This is a genomic window from Mesorhizobium sp. B283B1A, from assembly GCF_020165735.1.
Classification (GTDB): Bacteria; Pseudomonadota; Alphaproteobacteria; order Rhizobiales; family Rhizobiaceae; genus Mesorhizobium; species Mesorhizobium opportunistum.
In genome coordinates, this window is sequence record NZ_JAIUIQ010000050.1 from 1 (window position 1) to 23,877 (window position 23,877).

At 61.7% G+C, this 23,877-nt stretch carries 21 protein-coding genes; 5 read left to right on the forward strand and 16 right to left on the reverse strand.

Annotated features, from left to right (window positions below; genetic code table 11):
- Positions 1-82: 82 nt before the first annotated feature.
- Positions 83-1,516 (reverse strand): DEAD/DEAH box helicase, encoded by a 1,434-nt coding sequence (locus tag LB577_RS28790; protein WP_023768583.1) that lies wholly within the window; start codon positions 1,514-1,516, stop codon positions 83-85.
- 408 nt (positions 1,517-1,924) lie between these two features.
- On the opposite strand from LB577_RS28790, the gene LB577_RS28795 reads away from it, so the two are divergent.
- Positions 1,925-3,457: an acyl-CoA carboxylase subunit beta gene (locus LB577_RS28795; RefSeq protein WP_224689890.1), complete on the forward strand. Its 1,533-nt coding sequence runs from the start codon at positions 1,925-1,927 to the stop codon at positions 3,455-3,457.
- Positions 3,427-4,533 (forward strand): M48 family metallopeptidase, encoded by a 1,107-nt coding sequence (locus LB577_RS28800; protein WP_224689891.1) that lies wholly within the window; start codon positions 3,427-3,429, stop codon positions 4,531-4,533. Before LB577_RS28795 ends, LB577_RS28800 begins: the two co-directional genes overlap by 31 nt.
- A 105-nt stretch (positions 4,534-4,638) precedes the next feature.
- Here LB577_RS28800 and LB577_RS28805 read toward each other — a convergent pair whose 3' ends face one another.
- Positions 4,639-6,177: an NAD(P)H-hydrate dehydratase gene (locus tag LB577_RS28805; RefSeq protein ID WP_224689892.1), complete on the reverse strand. Its 1,539-nt coding sequence runs from the start codon at positions 6,175-6,177 to the stop codon at positions 4,639-4,641.
- 358 nt (positions 6,178-6,535) lie between these two features.
- Between LB577_RS28805 and LB577_RS28810 the strand changes: the two genes are divergently transcribed.
- Together LB577_RS28810 and glnA are read left to right on the forward strand one after the other, a co-directional pair.
- Positions 6,536-6,874, forward strand: a complete 339-nt coding sequence (locus LB577_RS28810) for a P-II family nitrogen regulator (protein WP_006205430.1) — start codon at positions 6,536-6,538, stop codon at positions 6,872-6,874.
- Between the two features lie 73 nt (positions 6,875-6,947).
- Complete coding sequence (glnA, locus tag LB577_RS28815; RefSeq protein ID WP_023768587.1) at positions 6,948-8,357, forward strand: type I glutamate--ammonia ligase; 1,410 nt, start codon at positions 6,948-6,950, stop codon at positions 8,355-8,357.
- Between the two features lie 817 nt (positions 8,358-9,174).
- On the opposite strand, the gene LB577_RS28820 is transcribed toward glnA, so the two are convergent.
- Both LB577_RS28820 and LB577_RS28825 read right to left on the reverse strand, forming a co-directional pair.
- Positions 9,175-9,336 (reverse strand): hypothetical protein, encoded by a 162-nt coding sequence (locus LB577_RS28820; protein ID WP_224689893.1) that lies wholly within the window; start codon positions 9,334-9,336, stop codon positions 9,175-9,177.
- A 208-nt stretch (positions 9,337-9,544) separates the two neighbouring features.
- Positions 9,545-10,585, reverse strand: a complete 1,041-nt coding sequence (locus LB577_RS28825; RefSeq protein WP_013895678.1) for a glutamine synthetase beta-grasp domain-containing protein — start codon at positions 10,583-10,585, stop codon at positions 9,545-9,547.
- 317 nt (positions 10,586-10,902) lie between these two features.
- Here LB577_RS28825 and LB577_RS28830 point away from each other — a divergent pair, with 317 nt between their 5' ends.
- Entirely contained in the window at positions 10,903-11,094 is a 192-nt protein-coding gene (locus LB577_RS28830; protein ID WP_224689894.1) for a DUF2735 domain-containing protein, read from the forward strand.
- 81 nt (positions 11,095-11,175) lie between these two features.
- On the opposite strand, the gene LB577_RS28835 is transcribed toward LB577_RS28830, so the two are convergent.
- From LB577_RS28835 to rplQ, 12 genes are all read right to left on the reverse strand, one after another.
- Positions 11,176-13,065, reverse strand: coding sequence for an MFS transporter (locus tag LB577_RS28835; RefSeq protein WP_224689895.1), 1,890 nt, complete (start codon positions 13,063-13,065; stop codon positions 11,176-11,178).
- Between the two features lie 183 nt (positions 13,066-13,248).
- Positions 13,249-14,040, reverse strand: coding sequence for an ATP12 family chaperone protein (locus tag LB577_RS28840; protein WP_224689896.1), 792 nt, complete (start codon positions 14,038-14,040; stop codon positions 13,249-13,251).
- Between the two features lie 12 nt (positions 14,041-14,052).
- Entirely contained in the window at positions 14,053-14,964 is a 912-nt protein-coding gene (locus LB577_RS28845) for a DMT family transporter (RefSeq protein WP_224689897.1), read from the reverse strand.
- A complete protein-coding gene (locus LB577_RS28850; RefSeq protein WP_224689898.1) occupies positions 14,961-15,167 on the reverse strand; it encodes a hypothetical protein in 207 nt (68 codons plus the stop codon). Before LB577_RS28850 ends, LB577_RS28845 begins: the two co-directional genes overlap by 4 nt.
- 19 nt (positions 15,168-15,186) lie before the next feature.
- Positions 15,187-16,167, reverse strand: coding sequence for an RluA family pseudouridine synthase (locus LB577_RS28855; RefSeq protein WP_013895683.1), 981 nt, complete (start codon positions 16,165-16,167; stop codon positions 15,187-15,189).
- Positions 16,168-16,228: 61 nt separating this feature from the next.
- On the reverse strand, positions 16,229-16,603 hold the full coding sequence (gene crcB / locus LB577_RS28860) for a fluoride efflux transporter CrcB (RefSeq protein ID WP_013895684.1): 375 nt from the start codon (positions 16,601-16,603) through the stop codon (positions 16,229-16,231).
- Positions 16,604-16,670: 67 nt separating this feature from the next.
- Positions 16,671-18,329, reverse strand: coding sequence for a hypothetical protein (locus LB577_RS28865; RefSeq protein WP_224689899.1), 1,659 nt, complete (start codon positions 18,327-18,329; stop codon positions 16,671-16,673).
- A gap of 379 nt (positions 18,330-18,708) precedes the next feature.
- Positions 18,709-19,539, reverse strand: a complete 831-nt coding sequence (locus tag LB577_RS28870; RefSeq protein WP_224689900.1) for an aspartyl/asparaginyl beta-hydroxylase domain-containing protein — start codon at positions 19,537-19,539, stop codon at positions 18,709-18,711.
- A 159-nt stretch (positions 19,540-19,698) separates the two neighbouring features.
- A complete protein-coding gene (locus LB577_RS28875) occupies positions 19,699-20,082 on the reverse strand; it encodes a DUF930 domain-containing protein (protein WP_224689901.1) in 384 nt (127 codons plus the stop codon).
- A gap of 299 nt (positions 20,083-20,381) precedes the next feature.
- Positions 20,382-21,689, reverse strand: coding sequence for a replication-associated recombination protein A (locus tag LB577_RS28880; RefSeq protein ID WP_023776147.1), 1,308 nt, complete (start codon positions 21,687-21,689; stop codon positions 20,382-20,384).
- Positions 21,690-21,730: 41 nt separating this feature from the next.
- Positions 21,731-23,224, reverse strand: a complete 1,494-nt coding sequence (locus LB577_RS28885; protein WP_023768597.1) for a DegQ family serine endoprotease — start codon at positions 23,222-23,224, stop codon at positions 21,731-21,733.
- A gap of 181 nt (positions 23,225-23,405) precedes the next feature.
- Complete coding sequence (rplQ, locus tag LB577_RS28890) at positions 23,406-23,837, reverse strand: 50S ribosomal protein L17 (protein WP_013895690.1); 432 nt, start codon at positions 23,835-23,837, stop codon at positions 23,406-23,408.
- Positions 23,838-23,877 lie beyond the last annotated feature (40 nt).

Below are 23,877 nucleotides of genomic sequence, written 5' to 3' on the forward strand. Positions count from 1 at the left end.
CCGGGGGACCCCCGGGGCCGCCTTTTTGTCGCAGATTGGTCAGCCGACCATGCAAAGGTTCGGCTGACGCGAGGCGGCCTGCTTAGGCAGCCCGCGCCGCCGGACGCTTGCCGCCGAAGCGGCGCTTGTTGTTGCCCTTGAAGGGCTTGGCGCCTTCCGGCTTGCGTTCACCGGCGAAGGCCGGCTTGTCGCCGAAGCGCTTCTTGCCGAAGCCATTGCCCTTGTTCTCGCCGCCTGGGCGCCTGCCGTCGCGACGGCCATTGCGGTCGTTGCGGTCATTGGCGGGCTCGAAGCGCTCGTTCTTTTCAGCCGGATTGCGCTGCGGATCGGGGCTGCCGAGATGGTCGGCAACGATAGGCAGCTTGGTGCGGATGATGCGCTCGACCTGGCGCAGCTTGCTGTTTTCAGACGGATCGCAAAGCGTGATGGCAATGCCGTCCATGCCGTTGCGGCCGGTGCGGCCGATGCGGTGGACGTAGCTTTCAGCCTCGTCCGGCAGGTCGAAATTCACGACATGGCTGATGCCGGGAACATCGATGCCGCGCGCCGCGATGTCGGTCGCAACGAGGATGCGCACCGATCCATCGCGAAAATCGTTCAGTGCCTTCTGACGGGCGTTCTGCGACTTGTTGCCATGGATGACGGCGGCCTTGAAGCCATCGCGCTCGAGGTCCTTGGTCACCCGGTCGGCGCCATGCTTGGTGCGCGAAAAGATGATGACGGACTTCATCGCCGCGTCGGCGAGCATCGTCGACAGCACCTGGCGCTTCTGCTTGGTGCGGGCAAAGACGACGCCCTGCACGATCTCGGCGGCCGCGGTGCTTTGCGGCGAGACTTCGATACGCACAGGGTTCTTCAGCAGGCCCTTGGCCAGTTCGGCGATCTCGTCCGGCATGGTGGCCGAAAACAGCGCCGTCTGGCGGTCAGGCGCGGTCGCCTTGGCGATGCGCTTGACGTCGTTGATGAAGCCCATGTCGAGCATGCGGTCGCCCTCGTCGAGCACCAGCCATTTGGTGTCGGAGAGGATGAGGTCGCCCTCGCGCACCAGGTCGGTCAACCGGCCGGGTGTGGCGATCAGGATGTCGACGCCGGGCGCAACCTTCTTCACCTGGCTGAAACGCGAGACGCCGCCCAGCACGAGTGCCGTCGAGACATGCGCGCCCTTGGCGAGGATCTTGATGGTGTCCTCGATCTGAACCGCGAGTTCGCGGGTCGGCGCAAGGATCAGCGCCCGGGTCGTCTTGGCGCGCCGCTTGGTGCCGAGCGCGATGATCTTGGACAGGATCGGCAGCGCAAAGGCAGCGGTCTTGCCGGAGCCGGTCTGGGCGATGCCGAATATATCGCGGCCTTCCAGCTGCGGCGGGATCGCCTGCATCTGGATCGGCTTCGGTTCGGTGAAGCCGGCATTGTGGGTGGCCTTGAGCAGCGCACCCGTAATTCCCAGCGCTGCGAAACCAGAGAGTTCCGCAGTGTCGGGCCCAGTGTCCTTACCGGACAATGTGTTTTCGTTGGTCAAAATAATCTTCTTTCACGCGGCCTCTGGCCGCAAACGTCAATGGCGGCAGGGCGCAACCTGCCGTCGAAAAATTCGATGTGAAACGACAAGGCGGGCGGACGGTAACGTCCACTCGGCTGCGCTGTCGTGCCCGCAGGCGTCATGCCACGGGGCTTTTTCGCCGCTTCGTGATGTACCGGAAAGAGGGCCGATATACCGGAAAGAGGGAAAACAGACGCAACCAGTCTCATTTGTCGAGAAGGCCGGAATCTCCGGCCCAAGCGCCTATGGGCTGCATATGGCTGAGTTCGCCCCGGAATGCAAGGGGTGCCATGTTGCAATGCAGCAAGAACTGACCAAAAGCCTATGCTTGCGCTCCCCGGCGGGCATCATTACCACAAATGCAGCTTCCATTTTGGGGACCAAGCGATGAAGGACGTGCTGAAGGAACTCGAGCGGCGGCGCGACATCGCCCGCATGGGCGGTGGCCAGGCCCGCATCGATGCGCAGCACAAGAAGGGCAAGCTCACCGCGCGCGAACGCATCGAGGTCTTCCTCGACGAAGGTTCGTTCGAGGAGTTCGACATGTATGTCGAGCACCGCTCGACCGATTTCGGCATGGAGAAGACCAAGATCGCCGGCGACGGCGTCGTCACTGGCTGGGGCACGGTCAACGGCCGCCCGGTCTATCTCTTCGCCAAGGACTTCACTGTGTTCGGCGGCTCGCTGTCGGAAGCCCATGCCGAGAAGGTCATCAAGGTGCAGGAGATGGCGCTGCGCAACCGCGCGCCGATCATCGGCCTTTACGACGCCGGCGGCGCGCGCATCCAGGAAGGCGTGGCGGCCCTTGGCGGCTATGCCGAGATCTTCCAGCGCAACGTGCTGGCTTCCGGCGTCATTCCGCAGATTTCCGTCATCATGGGTCCGTGCGCCGGCGGCGACGTCTACTCGCCTGCCATGACCGACTTCATCTTTATGGTGCGCGACACCTCCTACATGTTCGTCACGGGGCCGGACGTGGTGAAGACCGTCACCAACGAGACGGTTACCGCCGAGAGCCTCGGCGGCGCCTCGGTCCACACGACGAAATCCTCGATCGCCGACGGCGCCTATGACAACGACGTCGAGGCGCTCCTGCAGATGCGCCGGCTGGTCGACCTCTTGCCGGCCTCCAACACATCGGAACTCCCGGAGATCGAATGCTACCAGTCGGTCACCGACCACGATTTGTCGCTCGACCGGCTGATCCCCGACAACGCCAACAAGCCTTACGACATCAAGGAATTGATCCTGAAGGTCGCCGACGAGGGCGACTTCTTCGAGATCCAGCAGAGCTTCGCCAAGAACATCGTCACCGGGTTCGGACGCATCGAGGGCCGCACGGTCGGCTTCGTTGCCAACCAGCCGATGGTGCTGGCCGGCGTTCTGGATTCTGATGCCAGCCGCAAGGCGGCACGTTTCGTGCGATTCTGCGACTGTTTTTCGATCCCGATCGTCACCTTCGTCGACGTTCCGGGCTTCCTGCCCGGCACTGCCCAGGAATATGGCGGGCTGATCAAGCATGGCGCGAAACTCCTGTTCGCCTACGCCGAAGCGACCGTACCGAAAATCACCGTCATCACCCGAAAAGCCTATGGCGGCGCCTATGACGTCATGGCGTCCAAACATCTGCGCGGCGACATGAATTATGCCTGGCCGACGGCGCAGATCGCGGTGATGGGCGCCAGGGGCGCGGTCGAGATCATCTACCGCAAGGACATCGGCGATGCGGAAAAGATCGCAGCCCATACAAAGGCTTACGAGGATCGTTTCCTGTCACCCTTCGTCGCCGCCGAGCGCGGTTATGTCGACGAGGTGATCATGCCGCACTCGACCCGTCGCCGCATTGCGCGGGCGCTGCGGATGCTGCGCAACAAGGACATGCAAAACCCTTGGAAGAAGCACGACAACATACCGTTATGACTCCCATGTCGCGAATGATCATCGCCGCCGGGCGACGGTTTGGCAGGTTCGCCGTCCTGTTTTACATTGTCCCTGCCGCCATCATCTTTTGCGCCTGGATGTCCCTGCTCGACAGCCATCCGATCTGGCTCATCACGAGTGGATTTGTTGCTATGCCAATCGCGACCACTGCATTGGCATTCCTGTTCGGCACGTTGTTTGCCGGCTTCCGGCGCAGTAAGACTAAAGGCGTCAGCGAAGCAGAGGCGCCTGGCCTGTGGGCGCTTTGGCGAACCGTTGCCGGACCGCGTCGTGCGGCGCGCACCGTCATCTCGTTGGAGAACAACCTTAACGCTTCAGTTAGGGAAGAGCGCACGCTTCTCGGCCTGCTCGGTAACCGGCTGTTTCTGACCGTCGGGATCCCTCTGCTTGCCGTGACCGATGAAACAACGCTTACCGCGATCCTCGCCCATGAGGATGCGCATGTCCGCAACAAGGACACCAATGGTGGTCTTAATCTCGCAGAATTCGAGAACGGTTTTGGGTTCGTCTTCGAGTATGCTCCTCCGGGCACCACGATTACAGGCAGCCTACTCCACGCCGCCATCGGCTGGCTATCGGGATCGTTCGAACGGGAAGAAATCCGGCTTTCGCGCGAAGCCGAGATCAAGGCGGATCGGCATGCAGCGTCCTCCGGAGATGCCGAGCAGGCCGCTCGAGCGCTTTTGCTTGTCGCCGCGGCAGACGTGCATTTCAAAGAAGCGGTCTATGATCCTTTGCAGCATGAGTTGAGGGGAGCACTGCGTCCCCCGCGACCGCCACTCGATCGCCTCTTGGAGGCGGCTGGGCAGTTGCGGGAACCCGCTTGCCTGAATGCCTGTGCTCGCAAGGCATGGAAAAGTCCGGATGATGAAAAGTCCACCCACCCTTCATGGGCGCAAAGACTGGCGGCGCTTGGCTACTCGGAGCCACCTGACCTGGACCCAATAGCGGTAACCGCCCTCTCGACGCAGGTAACTTCAAGCGCAGCCGACCAGCATATTGCGGAATTCGACGCTACATGGACTGCTAAGATGGCGGACTATCTCCAGCGGTGAACCAGCGGCACCCGAAAATTCAACCGCCGCAAACCGTCAAGGACCTGTGGCGCGCACGCCTTGCGGCAAATGGCGCGATGGCGGCAACGGCGAGCGCGGAACGGTTCATCTGATGGGCGCCTTCTGGCGTGCTTTGACCAGTTCGCGCAGCACCGGCAGCATCGCCTGCGGCAGATCCTCGGCAATCAGCCCCGGCCCGAAGCGGCTGCCGGCCTCGGCATGAATCCACACCGCCGCGCAGGCCGCCTCGAACGCCGGCATGCCCTGTGCCAGCAGACCGGCTGATATGCCCGACAGCACGTCGCCAGACCCCGCGGTGGCAAGCCAGGCGGCGCCGTTGGCATTGATCGCCGCCCTGCCATCGGGCGCTGCGATCACTGTGTCGGCGCCCTTGTAGATGATGACCGCATTGGCATTGGCGGCTGCCGCGCGCGCCTTGTCGAGCTTGGACGTTGCCTTGTCGCCGGCGATGTCCGGAAACAGCCTGGCGAACTCCCCGTCATGCGGCGTCATCACCAAGGCCGGAGCATTTTGCCGGCGTGCGGCTTCGAATAAGACATCCGGCGCGTCGTGAAAGGAGGTGATCGCATCCGCGTCAAAGACAAGACCATCGACCTGTGCGGAAGCATCCTGCAATTGGCCGGAGGCAAGGAGCGCGAGCCCGAAGGTCCTCGTTTTCTGACCGACGCCAAAGCCGGGCCCGAGGACAAAGGCCGACGGCCGGCGTTCGCCGACAAATTCTTCGATGTCCGCGACGTCATCGGCCTTGCGCAGCATGATCGAGGTCAGATGGGCCGCGTTAACCTGCATGGCGTTGCCCGGCGACAGCACGGTCACCGCCCCCGCACCGCTCCTCGCAGCGGCCAATGCCGACAGCCGCGCCGCGCCGGTGGCGCTTGGGCCGCCGGAGAAGACGCCGACATGGCCGCGCTTGTATTTATGCGCATCGACGGCCGGCACCGGAAAACCACGCAACCAAAGCGCCGGTGTGTTCTCGAACGTCCGGAGCCGGAGCCGTGCGATGATATCGTCGCCAATGCCGATATCCGCAAGCACGACCTCGCCACATCGCTTCCGGCCAGGCAGGAGCAGATGGCCGGGCTTCCTGCGCGCGAAGGTCACGGTGATCTCGGCGGCAAATGCCTTGCCGAGCACCTTGCCGCTGTCGCCGGACACGCCCGATGGCAGGTCGACGGCGATAACGGGCAAACGCATGTCGGTGGCGATATCGATCGCCCTGGCTTCATCGCCGGACAGCGGCTTGGACAGCCCTGCCCCGTACAGCGCGTCGACCACGATCGAGCCGGGCTCGGCTTTGAAGCTGGACAACGGCTGGGGTGCGATCGGGCACTCCGCGGCTGCGAGTGCCGCGTCGCTTCTCGGCCTCGGTGCGCCGGATGCCCAGACCGTCGTGGCGACGCCGCTGCCGGTCAGGATGCGAGCGACGACATAGCCATCGCCGCCATTGTTGCCTGGACCGCACAGCACGTGGACGTGCACCGCTGCCGGATGGCGCTTGAAAACCTCGGCCGCGACGGCCTCGCCGGCACGACGCATCAGGCCGATGCCGTCGGCTGGGCCGGCGGCGATCGTCAGCCGGTCCGCTTCGGCCATTTCGGCGGGAGTAAGAAGTTCATCGCTCATGGATTGCCGATCCGCATTCGATCAAGCATTGTCCACTTTTCGATCCGAAGCAAACAAGGAGGAGGTGGCGCGAGGGCAGCCATAATGTTCGGATGAGAGGCATCACAGGCAAAAATTGCCCATGCGATGGGCGACATGCCTAATTATTGTGCTGCGACGACGGATGGCACTGTGTAGGTTCCGGAAGCCGGTGCCGCATCCGGTACAGCGAATGACGCGAATTTGCATCCCGGCGCGGTGCGGCTTCGAAATCGCATGAGACCGCTTCGAATCCCTCGGATTGGCACAGTTCGTGCTTGATGGAGGCGCAAGCGGGGGCTCACAACCCGTTTTTTTGGCAGTGGAGGCCACTTTTTACATGAAAAAGATCGAAGCGATCATCAAGCCATTCAAGCTGGACGAAGTGAAGGAAGCGCTTCAGGAGGCCGGACTGCAAGGCATCACCGTGACCGAGGCCAAGGGCTTCGGACGCCAGAAAGGCCACACCGAACTCTACCGCGGCGCCGAATATGTCGTCGACTTCCTGCCCAAGGTGAAGATCGAGGTCGTGCTTGGCGACGACGCCGTCGAAGGCGCGATCGAGGCTATCCGCAAGGCGGCCCAGACAGGCCGTATCGGCGACGGCAAGATCTTCGTCTCCAACATCGAGGAAGTCGTGCGCATCCGCACCGGCGAAACCGGCATGGACGCCGTCTGACGCGACCACCCTCCCAACGTCACCATCAAAAAACGTCATCATCAAAAAACGTCATCAAACAGGGATACATGACATGACGACAGCCAAAGACATCATGAAGCAGATCAAGGACAACGACGTGAAATTCGTTGACCTGCGCTTCACCGACCCGAAGGGCAAGCTGCAACACGTGACGATGGATGTCATCGAGGTCGAGGAAGACATGTTCGCCGATGGCGTGATGTTCGACGGCTCTTCGATTGCCGGCTGGAAAGCCATCAACGAGTCCGACATGGTGCTGATGCCCGATGCGGACACGGTCCACATGGATCCGTTCTTCGCGCAGTCGACCATGGTCATCCTGTGCGACATCCTCGATCCGGTCTCGGGCGAATCCTACAACCGCGATCCGCGCGGCACGGCCAAGAAGGCCGAGGCCTACATGAAGTCGGAGGGCATCGGCGACACCATCTATGTCGGCCCGGAAGCCGAGTTCTTCGTGTTCGACGACGTCAAGTACAAGGCCGACCCCTACAACACAGGCTTCAAGCTCGATTCCACCGAACTGCCGTCGAACGACGACACCGACTACGAGACCGGCAACCTTGGCCACCGCCCGCGCATCAAGGGCGGCTATTTCCCGGTGCCGCCGATCGACAGCGCGCAGGACATGCGCTCGGAAATGCTGACTGTGCTCGCCGAAATGGGCGTGCGCGTCGAGAAGCACCACCACGAGGTCGCGGCTGCCCAGCACGAACTCGGCATCAAGTTCGACACGCTGGTCCGCAACGCCGACAAGATGCTGATCTACAAGTATGTCGTGCACCAGGTCGCCAATGCCTACGGCAAGACGGCCACTTTCATGCCGAAGCCGATCTTCGGCGACAATGGCTCGGGCATGCACGTCCACCAGTCGATCTGGAAGGGCGGCAAGCCGACCTTCGCCGGCAACGAGTACGCCGGTCTTTCGGAAAGCTGCCTGTTCTACATCGGCGGCATCATCAAGCACGCCAAGGCGATCAATGCCTTCACCAACCCGCTGACCAATTCCTACAAGCGTCTGGTGCCGGGCTACGAAGCGCCGGTGTTGCTCGCCTATTCGGCGCGCAATCGCTCGGCGTCCTGCCGCATCCCGTTCGGCTCGTCGCCGAAGTCCAAGCGCGTCGAGGTCCGCTTCCCCGACCCGGGCGCGAACCCCTACCTCGCTTTCGCCGCCATGCTGATGGCCGGTCTCGACGGCATCAAGAACAAGATCCATCCCGGCCAGCCGATGGACAAGGATCTCTACGACCTGCCACCGAAGGAACTGAAGAAGATCCCGACCGTCTGCGGATCGCTGCGTGAAGCCCTGCAGAGCCTCGACAAGGATCGCGGCTTCCTGAAGGCCGGCGGCGTCTTCGACGACGACCAGATCGACAGCTACATCGAGCTGAAAATGGCCGAGGTGATGCGCTTCGAAATGACCCCGCATCCGGTCGAATACGACATGTACTACTCGGTCTAAAATCTCGTTCGCATAAACTTGCAAAGCCCTTGAAGGATTTCCGCCTTCAAGGGCTTTTTGCTGCCACCCGATGTCCGCGGATGGTTTGCGTGACCAGCCATGCGACAGCGGCCGGCCAACCGCTTTTGGTTTACGGGATCGTTTGTTAGCTGGATTTGCCGAGGGCAGGCAACGTCGGTCACGGTCGTAACACTGGGCCATCGCGGCCCATTTGCGGTGAGCGGCAGATGGCTTTCCGCGCGGAAAAATCGCCAGGAGCGAGCGGCACACTGCCTCAGGCTGCAATGCCCGCTCGTCCGGCGCCCCCGCCAATGCCGTCGTTCAAGAAACCCCGCCCCGTTCGAACAGCATCGCTTTGGCGTAACCCAAGGTTCCGAATACGCATGCCGCGGCGTGATCTGTCAACGCCGCCAGCCCGAGGCATAAATCGCCGTTTTCGTTGTATGAACAGTGGCTTATATAGGGGATCATTGGTCTACGGACGAGCTGAAACTGGCTGTTTTCCGGGCTTTTTCAACGAACTCGGAAACGCTGGACATCTCATGACGGCAAAAGGCGCCTGCCAAAAGCCTCTCCGTGACAGGAAATTGCCCGGTCCTTTTCAACCTGACTTTTTTTGGGGGAATTCACCCCGCCGGGGCCGGCACGGCAAAAAGAACCCCGGCGAAATAAACTGCCCTCAAAAGTTGGACACAACCTTCGGGAGTCAGTTCAGAAGGCCGGGGTTCGCGCAAGGACAGAACGTCGGAGGGCGACGCCTATCCGGCAAGTCGTCGCTTATCCGGCAAGTTCGACATCTATCCAGCAAGTTCGACATCTATCCAGCAAGTTCGTCTGGGCCGTGCAGGTTCCAGTCCGTTCGCCTGGCGAGCACCAGGACGTAATAGATCGCCGCCACGGCCATGATCAGCAGCGTCGCGATCAGGCTCGGGCGCCCGAAGGCGGCGGTGCTCAATGCGCTCGTCGCCAACAGTGACATGATCTGCCGCGACGGCAACCGCAGCCCCGCTTTGCCGCATGCGAAGGTTGTCGCCGCGCTGAAGGCACGTGGAGCTGTCGCCGGCTGACCAATGCGGACGTGCCTCGCCCCACAAGCATAACGAAAAAGGCCCTCGCGTTTTCCGCAAGGGCCTTTTTCGTGGTCGTTCTGGTGCGGCGCAGATCTTGCGTCCGCGCCGCGAAAACAATCAGGCGGCAGCCGAAACCGATGCGTCGGTCGCAACCTGCGAGATCGTCTTCAGGATCTGCGAAGCGATCTGGTAGGGGTCGCCCTGCGAATTCGGACGGCGGTCTTCAAGGTAACCCTTGTAGTCATTCTTGACGAAGGAGTGCGGCACGCGGATCGACGCACCGCGGTCGGCGATGCCGTAGCTGAACTTGTTCCACGGCGCGGTTTCGTGCTTGCCGGTCAGGCGCTTGTCGTTGTCCGGGCCGTAGACGGCGATGTGGTCCATCAGGTTCTTGTCGAACTGCGCCATCAGCGATTCGAAATACGCCTTGCCGCCGACTTCACGCATGTAGGCGGTCGAGAAGTTGGCATGCATGCCCGAGCCGTTCCAGTCGGTGTCGCCAAGCGGCTTGCAGTGGAATTCGATGTCGATGCGGTATTTTTCGGTCAGGCGCAGAAGCAGATAGCGGGCGATCCACATCTGGTCGGCGGCCTTCTTGGAGCCCTTGCCGAAGATCTGGAATTCCCACTGGCCCTTGGCCACTTCGGCGTTGATGCCTTCATGGTTGATGCCGGCCGCCAGGCAAAGGTCGAGATGCTCCTCGACGATCTGGCGTGCGACATCGCCGACGTTCTTGTAGCCGACGCCGGTGTAGTACGGGCCCTGCGGGGCGGGATAACCGGTCTCCGGGAAGCCGAGCGGACGACCGTCCTTGTAGAAGAAATACTCCTGCTCGAAGCCGAACCAGGCACCCTCGTCGTCGAGAATGGTGGCGCGCTTGTTGGAGGCGTGCGGTGTCACACCGTCAGGCATCATGACTTCGCACATGACCAGCACGCCGTTGGTGCGGGTCGGGTCCGGATAAACCGCGACCGGCTTCAGCACGCAATCGGAGCTGTGGCCTTCGGCCTGCATGGTCGAGGAACCATCGAAACCCCACAGCGGCAGCTGGTCGAGCGTCGGGAATTCGGCGAATTCCTTGACCTGCGTCTTGCCGCGAAGGTTGGGGACCGGGGTGTAACCATCGAGCCAAATGTACTCGAGCTTGTATTTCGTCATTCTAGCCTCTCGTTGCTTGATCACCGAACACTGAACGGCGTCGACACGCGTCTGCCGTCAGCAGCCGGCCCTGCCGGATCACTAAAATGCAATTCGTGTGCCATTCGGGCGCCGGCGGGTGCGGCAAAATGGCGGCGATACACGGTTGAATTTGTTGGGCCGCCTCATCGATGGATCAAGATCGATCAACAATGCAAAATGCACAAATAATATGCAAAAGATGATCTTTTCGTAGGCATATTGCCTAAATGAATCGCACAACCTATCTTGCAATAAAGCTGAATCGAAAAGCTCCCGCGAAAGAAAGGAGGCCGCTTATGGAAGTCACCACCTCCCGTCCGTCGGCAAAGATCCTGATGTTCCCTCTGGCAGCCCGCAAATCTGCCTCAAATTTAGGCGCAAAGGCCAAGTTCGCGGCAGAGCTTGCCTCGCTGCGCAACACGCACGCCGATTTTGACGGCTGGTATCACGAAGCGGCCGTCGAGGAAGAAAACCAGCGGAAGAGTTGAGCCGCCTCTTCAGGTGTCGAACACGAAAAAGCCCGGCGTGATTGCTCACGCCGGGCTTTTTGTTGGTGGACGATCCGTCGGCTACTCCTTGGCGTGCAGATCGGTGCCAAGCGTGTCCTTGACGAAGATCATGCCGATGACCAGCGTGATCGCCGCGATCACTACCGGGTACCAAAGGCCGTAGTAGATGTCGCCCTTGTAGGCACTGAGGGCGAACACCGTTGCCGGCAGCAGGCCACCGAACCAGCCATTGCCGATGTGGTAGGGCAGCGACATGCCGGTATAGCGGATACGGGTCGGGAACATCTCGACCAGGATCGCCGCGATGGGGCCGTAGACCATGGTCACGAACAGCACCAGGATGAACAGGATGCCGATTGTCATCGGCCAGTTGACGGCTGCCGGATCCGCGAACATGGCGAAGGGACCGCCACCCGGTATATTATAGACAGTGACTTCGGGCGCGCCTGCTGCCTCATCGGTGGTCAGGATCTTGTCCTTGACCGCCTGCTCGGTCGGCACCGCTGTCTTTTCGCCGCCACGGATGGCGGCGGCATCGAGCTTCAGTTCAGGGTTGGCGGCGATGAAGGCGTCGAGTTTCTGGTCGGCAACCTTGATTGCCGCGCGCTTCAGCGGATAACCGCTGTCCTGCAGGGACATGTTGACGGCCTTGACGAAGGCGGCGTCCTTGGCCTTGGCCTGGTCGCCGGCGGCGACGGCGTCGTAGGACTCCACCGTCTCGTTGCCGATCTTGACCGACGCGGCTGTTCCGGCCGCGGCCGTCGAGACGACGTCGTAGGGAACCGAGTTCTTGGTCAGGAATGAAGTCGCGATGTCGCAGGACGTCGTGAACTTGGCGGTGCCGACCGGATTGAACTGGAACCTGCAGTCGCCGGGCGCTGCCGTCACCGTTGCCCGCGTGCTCTGCTGTGCCTTGGCGAGCGCCGGATTGGCGGCCCAGGTCAACGCCTTGAACAGCGGGAAGGTGCAGACAATGGCCAGCGCAAGGCCAGCCATGATGATCGGCTTGCGGCCGATCTTGTCGGACAGCCAGCCGAACACGACGAAGAAGATCGAGCCGATGGCCAGCGCAATGGCGATCATGATGTTGACCGACTGCGCATCGACCTTCAGCACGTTCTGTAGGAAGAACAGTGCGTAGAACTGGCCGTTGTACCAGACGACGGCCTGGCCGGCGGTGAGGCCAAGCAGCGCCAGCAGCGCGATCTTTGCGTTCTTCCACTGACCGAAAGCCTCGGACAGTGGCGCCTTGGAGCCTTTGCCCTCGTCCTTCATCTTCTGGAAGGTCGGCGACTCAGAAAGCGACAGCCGGATCCAGATCGAGACGGCGAGCAGCAGGAAGGAAACGATGAACGGAATGCGCCAGCCCCAGGCGGCGTAGCTTTCCTTGCTCAACGAGCCCTGAACGATCAGGATGACGATCAGCGACAGGAACAGGCCGAGTGTGGCCGTCGTCTGGATCCATGACGTATAGAAACCCCGGCGGTCGTCGGGCGCGTGCTCGGCGACGTAGGTCGCCGCGCCACCATATTCACCGCCGAGCGCCAGGCCCTGCAGCATGCGCAGGATGATCAGGATCACCGGAGCGGCGATGCCCAAGGTTGCATACCCCGGCAGCAGGCCGACCAGGAAGGTCGACAGGCCCATGATCGTCATGGTGACTAGGAACGTATATTTGCGGCCGACGAGGTCACCGATACGACCGAACAAAAGGGCGCCGAACGGACGCACCAGGAAGCCGGCGGCAAAGGCCAGCAGCGCGAAGATGTTGCGTGTCGCCTCAGGGATCGTCGGAGCGAAAAAGGTCGAGCCGATGAAGGCCGCCAACGAGCCGTAGAGATAGAAATCGTACCATTCGAAGACGGTGCCGAGCGAGGAAGCGAAGATGACCTTCTTCTCTTCCCGCGTCATGCCGCGGCTCGTTCCGCCGGCGGTCGATGCCAATGCCATTGCGTTTTCCTCCCGTGAGACCCTTGTCCTCGACGCTGCGTTATAATCGTCGGCGTTCTCCTCCGAACGCGGACTCAACGACAGCCATCACGGAAAAAATGACAGAAAGCGCCCCCCGGCGGCAGAGCGACGATGGGATTATGACTTTGGTATTAGGTGCGGTGCGGCAAAGCCGTGCGAAACTCAGCCCTTGAGCGCTTCCAGGAGCTGGACGGCGGCCATCATATCGCGCTTGCGGGCGGAGCGGCGGGCCACCGCCTCCGCGTCCTGGCCCCACTGCTCGATCTGCCAGTCCTCATCGACATGGCCGGCGGCCCAGGCGGCCTCGACGTCGAGCTCGCCAAAATCGACAGCCAGCGCCAGCAGCGCCGAACCGGTCAGCGAGGTCATGACGTGGATGGCGGCGAGCCGCAGCGGCTCGGCGCGCTGAGCAAGATGCGCGCCCAGCACGGCGACCGTCTCGCGCGGCTGCTCGACATGGATGATGCCTTCGGCAAGGTTGAAGCGGGCACCAAGGCTGCCGCGAGCCCAGTCGATGACCGGGTCCCAGTGCTCGTTCTGCCGCTCGACCAGCCCTTGCGGCGCATCGGCGCGGTAACAAAGCAAGTCGGACGAGGCAAAGCGCAATATGTCTTCCAGCACCGCTTGCGGATCGCTGGCGACGCCATCGATGGCGGTGTTGACCAGGCGCATCACCGGCATCGTCACTGGATTGATGGTCTCGCCCTGTGCGGCGAACTCGTCGGCAACCAGCGCCGCGGCTGCTTCGGTCGGCAGCGACAACAGCGCCTTGCCCGGTGTGCGCACCGGCCTGCCGTCGAGATGGACGGCAAACCCGTCTTCCACCGGCGCAACCGAGACGGTCTTGTAGAAGCGCTTCGGCAGCGGTGTCTTCATCTGGATTTGGGCGCGGCGCACCGGGTCCGGATCGGAAAGGTATTTGCCCGCTTCGAGGTCGTTGAGGATATCGCGCATGAAAAATCTCTCTCACACCGGTGTCAGCTTGCGCGCCGGCCGGTTGACGATGATCAGGCCGGCGGCAATCAGACCAAGTGCCAGGAAGATGCGGATGGTCAGCGGCTCGTTCAAGATGATTGCGCCGCACAAAACACCGAACACCGGTGACAGGAAGGTGAAACTGGACAGACCCGACGCCGGATAGCGGCGCAGCAGCCAGAACCACAACACGTAGGTGAAGGCGACGATGTAGAGCGCCTGGAACAGCAGCGCCAGGGTCGGCAGCAACGCGGGATCGCGAACCGGCGGGCCCGCCAAAGGCAGAACCAGGAGGCCAACGATGGCCGCGCCGGCGAGTTGGTAAAGCAGCAGCTTTTCGGCACTCGCCTCGACCAGTTTCGAGCGCTTGATGAGGATATTGGTCAGGGCCCAGAAAAACCCGGAGCCAAGACTGAGCAGGTCGCCGAACAGCATGTCCCCGCCGCCGCCAAGCTTGTCGGAAAAAACCGCGGCAAGACCGGCGAAGGCCAAGAGCAGGCCGAGGAACTTTCGTAAGGTGATCTGTTCGCCAAGCAGGAAGTGGCCGCCGATTAGCATCCAGAACGGCATGGAGTTGACCAGCAGCGTGTTGCGGGCAACGGTCGTGTGTTCCAGGCCGACGTAAAGGCAAAGGAATTCCACGCCGAAAAGCACGCCCACCGCGATGCCGGCAAGCAAGGTGCCATCGCGCGTGAACAGCGCAATGCCGCGCCAGCGGCACCAGAGGAAGACGCAGAAGCCGCCGATGACCGAGCGTGCTATCGACAGGAAGACGGGGTCGTAACCGGCATAGGAGATCTTGGCGGCGACGTAATTCAGTCCCCAGGAGAATGTCAGGCCGACCATGATCGAGGCGGCGGCCATGTCGACCGTGTCGCGCCTGTCCAATGCGGTGGCGGTCATTGCTTCGACTGGCTTTCCAGTTTCGCGAGCAGTGTTTTCAGCACTTCGGTATTCTGCCTTATCGCTTCGGTGTTCTCACGGCCGATTTCGGCCATCGAGCCCTGCCGAGCGATAGAGCGACGCGTAAAGGCAACCCAGACGACGAGAATCAGCACGAGCGGCAACCAGATCACCAACTGACGAACGAGCGAAGTCTCATCCATGATCGATTTCCTCCCGCATTCAATCCTCCGCGCTGGCGTCGTCGAAGCCGATCAGGTTCCAGCTCTGGCGCATATGCGGCGGCATCGGCGCGGTGACGTCGATGAAGCCCTTGTCCGGGTGCGGGATGACGATGCGCCGCGCGTGCAGGTGCAGGCGGTTTTGAATGCCGCCGGGAAAATCCCAATTGGTGTCGGCCTCGAAATATTTCGGATCGCCGATGATGGGGCAGCCGATATAGGCGGCATGGACACGCAACTGGTGGGTGCGGCCGGTATAGGGCTCCATTTCCAGCCAGGTCATCGTCTGCGCCGCCTGCTCGATGATGCGGTAGTAGGACACGGCATGGTCGGCGCCTTTTTCGCCATGCGCGGCGATGCGCACCCGGTCGCCGTCGGGTGTCGGCTCCTTGATCAGCCAGGTCGAGATCTTGTCCTCGCGCTTGGGAGGCACGCCCTTGACCAGCGCCCAGTAGGTCTTCTTGGTCTCGCGGGCGCGGAATGCCTCCGAGAGCTTCATCGCGGCCAGCCTCGTGCGGGCAACGACCAGCACGCCCGACGTGTCGCGGTCGAGCCGGTGGACCAGCCGCGGCTTCTCGCCCTTCTGGTTGCGCCAGGCTTCCAGCATGTCGTCGACATTGCGGGTAACGCCCGAACCGCCTTGCACCGCCAGACCCGCCGGCTTGTTGAAGACGAAAACCTTCGGATCCTCATGGATCAGCATTTTGGCCAGGACGTCGGCATCGCCCTGGTTGCGGATCGAGTGGCCGGTGAGCGGGCTCTCGCCCTTCTTGTCGACCTCGAGCGGCGGAACACGCACCACCTGGCCAGGCTCGACACGGCTGTCCGCCTTGACCCGGCCGCCATCGACGCGGATTTGGCCCGAGCGCAGCAGCTTCTGCAGATGGCCAAAGCCGAGGCCCGGGAAATGGGTCTTGAACCAGCGATCGAGCCGCATGCCCGCCTCGCCGGCCTCCACCGTGATCTGTTCAACGCCTGCCATATTTTCTTCGCTTATCCATTTCCCGGCAGGGCCCGGCCCTGCTCTCGGCGCGGCAATAGCATTAAGGCAGGCTTCTTGCGAGCCAAAGTCCCAGAAACAGGGCGATAATGGCGCCAATCACGCTGGCAAGCGCATATCCAAACGCAGGCAAAGTGGCTCCCCGCTCCCACAATGTCGCGAAATCCAGCGAGAAAGCGGAAAAGGTGGTGAAGCCGCCAAGGATGCCGGTGGCGACAAACAGCCTGACTTCGGTCGATCCGCCGCGGCGCGCCAGGATGGCGATGAACAGACCCATGGCAAAGGAACCGACGATGTTGATCGCCATCGTCCCCCAGGGATAGTTGGGGCCGACGAGGCGCAGCGCGCCCATATTGGCGAGATGACGGATGCCGGCGCCGATGCCGCCGCCGACGACCACGAGAAGCAGATTGAACATGGTCGTTTACTGCCCATGCAAGGGCGGTGGCGTCAATCCCTTCAAGGCCAGACAGTCGACCCCGCCTTCACCACTCGGGCGCCGTCCAGTTCGGATATTTCTTCTGGAACTCGCTGTAGAGGGCATCCACTTCGGCTTTGCCGACCGGGCGCACCTGCTCATAGAGGTAACCGGTAAGGCCGTCGGATAATTGGTAGGTTTCAACCCGTTTGTAGGCAGCGCCGATGCCTTTTCCCTCGAGAATATACTGGTTGGGGAGCGTGACACAGATCTGCGCACCCGGCTGCAGATGGATGACAGGCCGGTCAGCCACGACGACATATCTGGATTTCAAAGCCTCCGGCCGGAATTGATCGCGACTATCCACCTGACAAATCCATCCGACGTGCGGAGTGAGCTTGGGATCCAAACCAAACAACAGCGAGTCGCTCAAAACCGCGCCCGAGGCAAACACCGAAAAACGATCCTCAGGTGTCATTTTGCCAAGGAGGTCGGCAATCAGGCGTCTGTATTCGGGAAGATTGTCGAGGTGTAGCGGGAGCGTCGCTTCCTCGGCGAAAACGAAGCCAACCGGCGACAACAGTTGACGACCAATTGGAAAAAACGTGCCGAAAAAAGCAAATCCGGCCGCACAAGCGATGGCGGCGGCCGACCATCGTGATTTCAGTGCCGGCATCGAAACGATCGCAACGATTGCTTGGGCGTATGCCGGGAACAGCCAAAGAAACATCGGCAATGAATGGTGCCGCTCCGGATCCTGCGTGCGGATAAAGATCAAGAAAGCGAACACCGAGGCAAAGGCGCACAACAGCGAAAACCCATTGCGGCGCACGACCGAGAGATAGAGGCCAACGAAGATCAGCAGCCAGTTCACATAGCTGAGCCGGGATCCCATCTCGCCGAGCTGGATGAGGAAGGTTGTCCTGTATCCGCTGTAGAGATCGCCATAGCTGGTGCCCAGAATCCTGGCGATCAGCGGTAGCTGGAAGTTCAATGCGGCCGCGGCAATAACGAAAATCGCACACAGGCCGCCCAATGCCGCTTTGCCGAAGGAGGGATAGCTCCGATCCCTTGCAATCCGCAGCAAACAAAAGAGGGCGGCGGAAACGGCGATGCCAATGACGGCGTAGGCGTACCAGCGACGCAGCATGAACGCCAGCCACAGGCACACGCCCACGCAAATCCCGCTGATCACCGGCTCGCGGGTAAGAAACTTTGACTTCCAAAGAAAATAGGTCGCCACGGTAATGGCAAGACAACCGGCAATGTCCGGCATTCCACGAAGCGTCGGCGCCCAGAACGGAGTGTAGAGGAAGGCCGCAATCCAGACGGCGAGCCAGGCTCGGGGTGAAGACGTCTCGGAAGTCGCCTCCAGATAGCTCATTCGGGCTATGAGGAGAACCGTCGGTACCAGATAGACCGCGACTATTCCGGCGACAAACGCATATCGCGAACCTCCGAAAAGTACGTAAATCGGCATCAACGGCGCCAAAATCGCCGAACCATAGTCATCTGTCGCGATAGAGGCGGCCAACTGGCTTAGCCATTGAAAAGGACTCTCGATGAGGAGCGCCCCTTGATTCCGGAATATATTGAAGTAGGCGACGAAGTCCCAATAATAGACGGGCTCTTCAAGGCCTATATATATGGCGCTCAGAACAAGGCCCGGTATCAGGGTGCAGATGTAAGCTCCCGTCCAGAATCCGAAGATTTTGTTCTTTGTCACTGGAGGCCGCCTGGGAGGAAAAGACAGAGCCGTGGAACCCGAACCGCACCAACTCGCAACGCAGGAGCCGTTCCGGCAAATGCGAATCTAGCGAGACGATTCATATAATGAATTGTCGAGAGCCCAAATGGCGGTGAAAGAACAAGCGCGGAGACGCCTTGCTCGCCTCAAGCCCAGCGACTGCATTGTCGAGCGGAGTCCCGGTGCCGGAGGCTCAAAAGGTACCAGAGATTCAAGAGGTACCGGAGATTCAAGGCTTGGCGATGCCAAGCCTGTGCACGAGATCTGTCAAAATTAACCACATCTCGTCGTGCCACACCTTGTCCTGCAAGCCACCAGGACGCTGCCGGCGGAGCCCGACAGCGTCGATGCTCTCAGCTCAGGTGGTTTCGACTTTCTTCGGCTTGGTCGAGCCGATCATTTTCCAGTTCTTGTAGAACATCGAATTGATGCGCTCCACGCTGACCGAGACGATGGCGAGCATGCCTGCTATCAGCCGGGGAACCGGGGACGGCCTGATGATGTCCATGAACACGCAGTAGCGGCGGCCGTCATACTCGTTGACCGAGCGGTGCAGCAGCGTGTCGTCGAAAATGAACAGCGGATTGTCGTACCAGTAGTTCTTGACGTTGCCGCATTCGACGAAGATCTCCGACTTCACCGGGATCAGATTGTAGAGAATGCGCAGGCTGAGCCGCAGCGGGCCGAAGTGCCACGAGGTCGATTCGCGCTTGCTGAAGACGGAAACGGCGATCGTCTTGATGTATTTGAAATCCTTGTTGAACTCGGCGACGTTGTCGATCCTGTGCTTGCCATACCATTGGTAGACATACATGCCGCGCCGGCCGGCGCCGAAATTGGCATCGATGTCGGCGATGATCTCGTCCTTGCGCGCCTTGAAGATGTCCAGGATCTCGTTGACCTCGCGCTGATAATCGGCGGGAAACTGCTCCAGTTTCCACACGCCGGGATTCCTGTAGCAGAGCAGATCGACCAGCAGGTTGAACGGCGACAGCAGCCAGGTGAACAGGCCGTTGCCGAGGAAATAACCCGAGAACAGCGACAGATCCTTCCTGTCGTTGCGCAGCACGTCGATCAGGCCGCAGACGATGAAGATCGTCGTCAGGATGGGAATGAAATAGAAGCCAAGGGCGAGAAGCGGGACGGCAATGGCGAATTTGCGAAGGGATTTGCGAAGGGTTTTTGTCATTTTTCCACGCGCGGAGCGCGATCCTGTTGCGAATGAACTGCCAAAATCACGGCAACGACAACCGCCCGGCCGTGCGCCTTGATAAGGTCTTTTGGGTCACCACACAACGGTCACGGCATCGTGCCTGGCGGCTGCCTCGTGGAGGTCGCCGGACTTCGGTCAATGCACCGCCGGCAAACCAAGCTCGTCCCATTTTTCCCTGGCCACGGGATCGCCGACCAGAAACTCAAAGCCGATGACGCTTTCGCCGTCTCGTGCGAGCTGGCATTTGAACTTCAAACTGTACCAGTTTTTGCGGCTGCGGAAAGCCGCACCGTTGGCGGCAATCGTGGTTCCAGTGATTCTTTCCTCCGCCGTCGCGTAAGGCACGACGCGTTCGGGCTGAAAGTCCGCCCGCCAGCGGCGAATCTGGTCCATGGCCTCGAGATTGCACAATTGCACGATGCGTTCATCCGAAGCGAAGGTGGCGAGATCGGCGCGCGCCTGCCGGCTGCGTGGATCGGCGAGCGTCTTGGCCGACAGCATCTCGGTCGGCCGGATCATGGCCGGCCCGGAGGATGGTCGAGATTGAGGAGCGCTCGGCGGTGGACTTGGCGTCGGGGCTCGTGCCTCCGGGGCTGGAGGCGGTGTTGGCGCCGGTGGCGGCCTGGTCGAGGCCTCGAATTGCCGGGGCGTCAGTATGTCGACCGACACGCGCTCTTCCTCGAGCCGTTTCGGCGGCTTTGGCAATGGCATTAGGGCCAGCGTGGCGGCGAGCAGCGTGTGCAGGACAACAGAGGCGGAAACACCCCAGGGCGAAGCCTCGTTTCGAAGCGTGACGACCACCGGGCCGCGCAAGCCGGCTATTCCCGCTCTTTGCGCAGCTTTGCCCAATAATCGAGCCGCTTCCTGATATCGCGCTCGAAACCACGTTCAGGCGGATCGTAGAAGGTCTGGCGGCCCATCTTCTCGGGAAAATAGTCCTGGCCCGAAAAGGCGTCCGGCTCATCATGATCGTAGCGATAGCCCGCGCCGTAATCCTCTTCCTTCATCAGCTTGGTCGGCGCGTTCAGGATATGCTTTGGCGGCAGCAGCGAGCCGTGCTCCTTGGCAGCGCGCGTGGCCGCCTTGAAGGCAGTGTAGACGGCGTTGGATTTGGGCGCGGTGGCGAGATAGACGGTGGCCTCGGCAAAGGCGAGTTCGCCCTCGGGCGAGCCCAGATAGTCGTAAGCGTCCTTGGCGGCGTTGGCGACGACCAGTGCCTGCGGATCGGCAAGGCCGATGTCCTCCATCGCCATGCGCACCAGCCGGCGGCCGAGATAGAGCGGATCCTCGCCGGCATCGAACATGCGCGCGAGATAGTAGAGCGCGGCGTCGGGATCCGAGCCGCGCACCGATTTGTGCAGCGCCGAGATCAGATTGTAATGGCCGTCCTGGCCTTTGTCGTAGATCGGCGCACGGCGCTGGACGATGCGCTGCAGCCCTTCGGGATCGAACACCTCGCCGGGCTTGGCGGCGCGCCAGACTTCCTCGGCGAGCGTCAGGGAGGCGCGTCCGTCACCATCGCTCATGCGGATGAGCATTGTCCGCGCCTCATCGTCTAGCGGCAGCGCCCTGCCCTCCGTCTCCTCCGCCCGCGTCATCAGCTTGGCGATGCTGTCCTCGCCGAGCGAATGAAAGACCATGACGCGCGCGCGCGACAACAGCGCCGCGTTGAGTTCGAAGGACGGGTTTTCGGTCGTGGCACCGACCAGGACGACTGTCCCATCCTCCATGACGGGGAGAAAGGAATCCTGCTGGGCGCGATTGAAACGATGGATCTCGTCGACAAACAACAATGTCTGGCGGCCATTGGCGCGGCGCAGCTTGGCGGCCTCGAAGACCTTCTTCAGGTCGGCGACCCCGGAAAACACCGCCGATATCTGCTCGAAGGCAAGGCTGGTCTCGCCGGCAAGCAACCTTGCCACCGTGGTCTTGCCAGTGCCGGGCGGACCCCAGAAGATCATCGAGCCGAGCGAACCCGAGCCGATCAGCCGGGTCAGCGCGCCATCTGGCCCGGTCAGATGTTCCTGGCCAACGACCTCACCCAGATTCTTCGGCCGTAGCCTGTCGGCCAACGGCCGTCCGGGCGGCGTCTTTTCCGGTTCGTCAACGCTGAACAGATCGGCCATGCACTTCTTTTGGTTTGGAGCGCGATCTCTTCAGATCGAACTCAGTAACGCAACACCTGGCGCAGTATCTGCCCGCCGCGCTCGACGGTAAAGCGCCACCAGCGCGTATCCTGCTGGGCAGCCTGCGCCAGCGTCGCGGCAGTGTCGATCGCGGTGCCGTTGACCTCGCGCACGATGTCGCCCGGCATGAAACCGAAATCGGCGGCCGGCGAGTCGCGGTTGATGTCGATCACCGTCACGCCCTTGAGGTCGGTGCGCAGGCCGAGCTTCTGGGCAAGCCGTGGCGACAGCTCCGCGACCTTGGCGCCCGAGAACGGGCTGCGGCCATGCAGCGTCACTTCCGTGGCTTTCGCACCCTCCGGCGCGCGCTCCAGCGCGATGTCCATCGCCGCCTGCTGGCCCTTGGTCAGGATCGCGAAATTGGCCTTGGTGCCGATCGACAGCGTCGCCATGCGATAATCCAGCGCCTCGATGCTCTCGACCGGCTTGCCGTTGATCTGCAGCACGACATCGCCCGGCTTCAGCCCCGCCTTGCCGGCCGGTCCCGTCGCATCGACGGACGAGACCAGGGCGCCGGTCGGCTTTTCCATGGCAAGCGATTCGGCGATCTGCGGCGTCACCGCCTCGAACTCGGCGCCGATATAAGGGCGCTCGAAGAAATCGAGGCCGGCCTTGGCGGCATCGGCGAAAGCCCGCACCATATTGGCCGGGATGGCAAAACCGATGCCGATCGAGCCGCCGCTGCGGCTATAGATGGCGGTGTTGATGCCGACCAGCTGGCCGCCCATGTTGATCAGCGCGCCGCCGGAATTGCCGGGATTGATGGCGGCGTCGGTCTGGATGAAGTAGCCCGAGTCCGAGACGCCGATATGGCTGCGGGCAAGTGCGGAGACGATACCGCTTGTGGTGGTCTGGCCGACGCCGAAGGGATTGCCGATGGCCAGCACCAGATCGCCAACTTCGAGCGCGTCGGAATCGCCGATGGCGATCACCGGGAATGGCTTGTCGGATTCGATTTTGAGCACGGCAAGGTCGAGCGTCTCGTCCTTCAGCATCACCTTGCTGGTGAATTCGCGCCCGTCGGCGGTCGCCACCTTGACCTCGTCGGCATCCTTGATGACGTGGAAATTGGTGACGATGACGCCGCTCGGATCGACAAGCACGCCCGAGCCCAGCGAGGACTGCGCGCGCGGCCGGGCACGGCCGAAAAACTCCTCGAAGAACGGATCGCCTTCAAAAGGCGACGTGACCTTGGCCGTCTGCGATGCATAGACATTGACCACGGCGGGCGCCGTCTGCTTGACCAGCGGCGCGAACGACAGTTGCACCTCTTCGCGGCCGAACGGCACGCGCTTGTCGGGTCCCGAGGTAGCGTTTTCGCCCTCGACACCATGCAACAGATCGGTCAGCACGTCCGACAGGCCCGGATCGGCTGGCTTTGCGGCGTCTTCGGCCAACGCCTGCCGAACTGCCGGTGCGGCTGCGAACACTAGGAAGGCGCAGAGCAGGACAAGGGACAGTCTTTTGGCGCGCATTCGCGAATCCTCCAAGGCAAGTTCGGGCGCATTGTCCCGACGATTGTGCAAAATGAAAGGCTAAGCCGCTGAAATCCGATTATTTTCGCGCAAGCAGATCTTTATGGGCGTGCTTTGAACCGCGCAGAACATGAAAAAGGGGCCCGCAGGCCCCTTCAATTCATTCTGGAATGACGTGACCTTATGCGGCCGCGGCGTCCGCTTCGGTGCCTTCGGCTTCGAGGCGAGCGCGGTCGCCGGCGCCCTTGGCCGAGGTGTCGCGATCGACGAACTCGATGACGGCCATCGCGGCATTGTCGCCGTGACGGAAGCCCGCCTTCATGATGCGCAGGTAGCCTCCGTTACGGTTGGCGTAGCGCGGGGCGATCGTGTCGAACAGGCGCTTGACGACGCCTTCATTGCCGATCTGCGCGATCACCTGGCGGCGGGCGTGCAGGTCGCCGCGCTTGCCGAGCGTCACCAGCTTCTCGACGATCGGACGCAGGTCCTTCGCCTTCGGCAAGGTGGTGACGATCTGCTCGTGCTCGAGCAGCGACACGGCGAGGTTGGCGAACATCGACTTGCGATGGCTAATGCTTCGGGCGAAGCGACGGCCTTTGAAACCGTGGCGCATGGCTCTTTTCCTTCTTCAGTTGTTCAAGAGGCCGTGACCT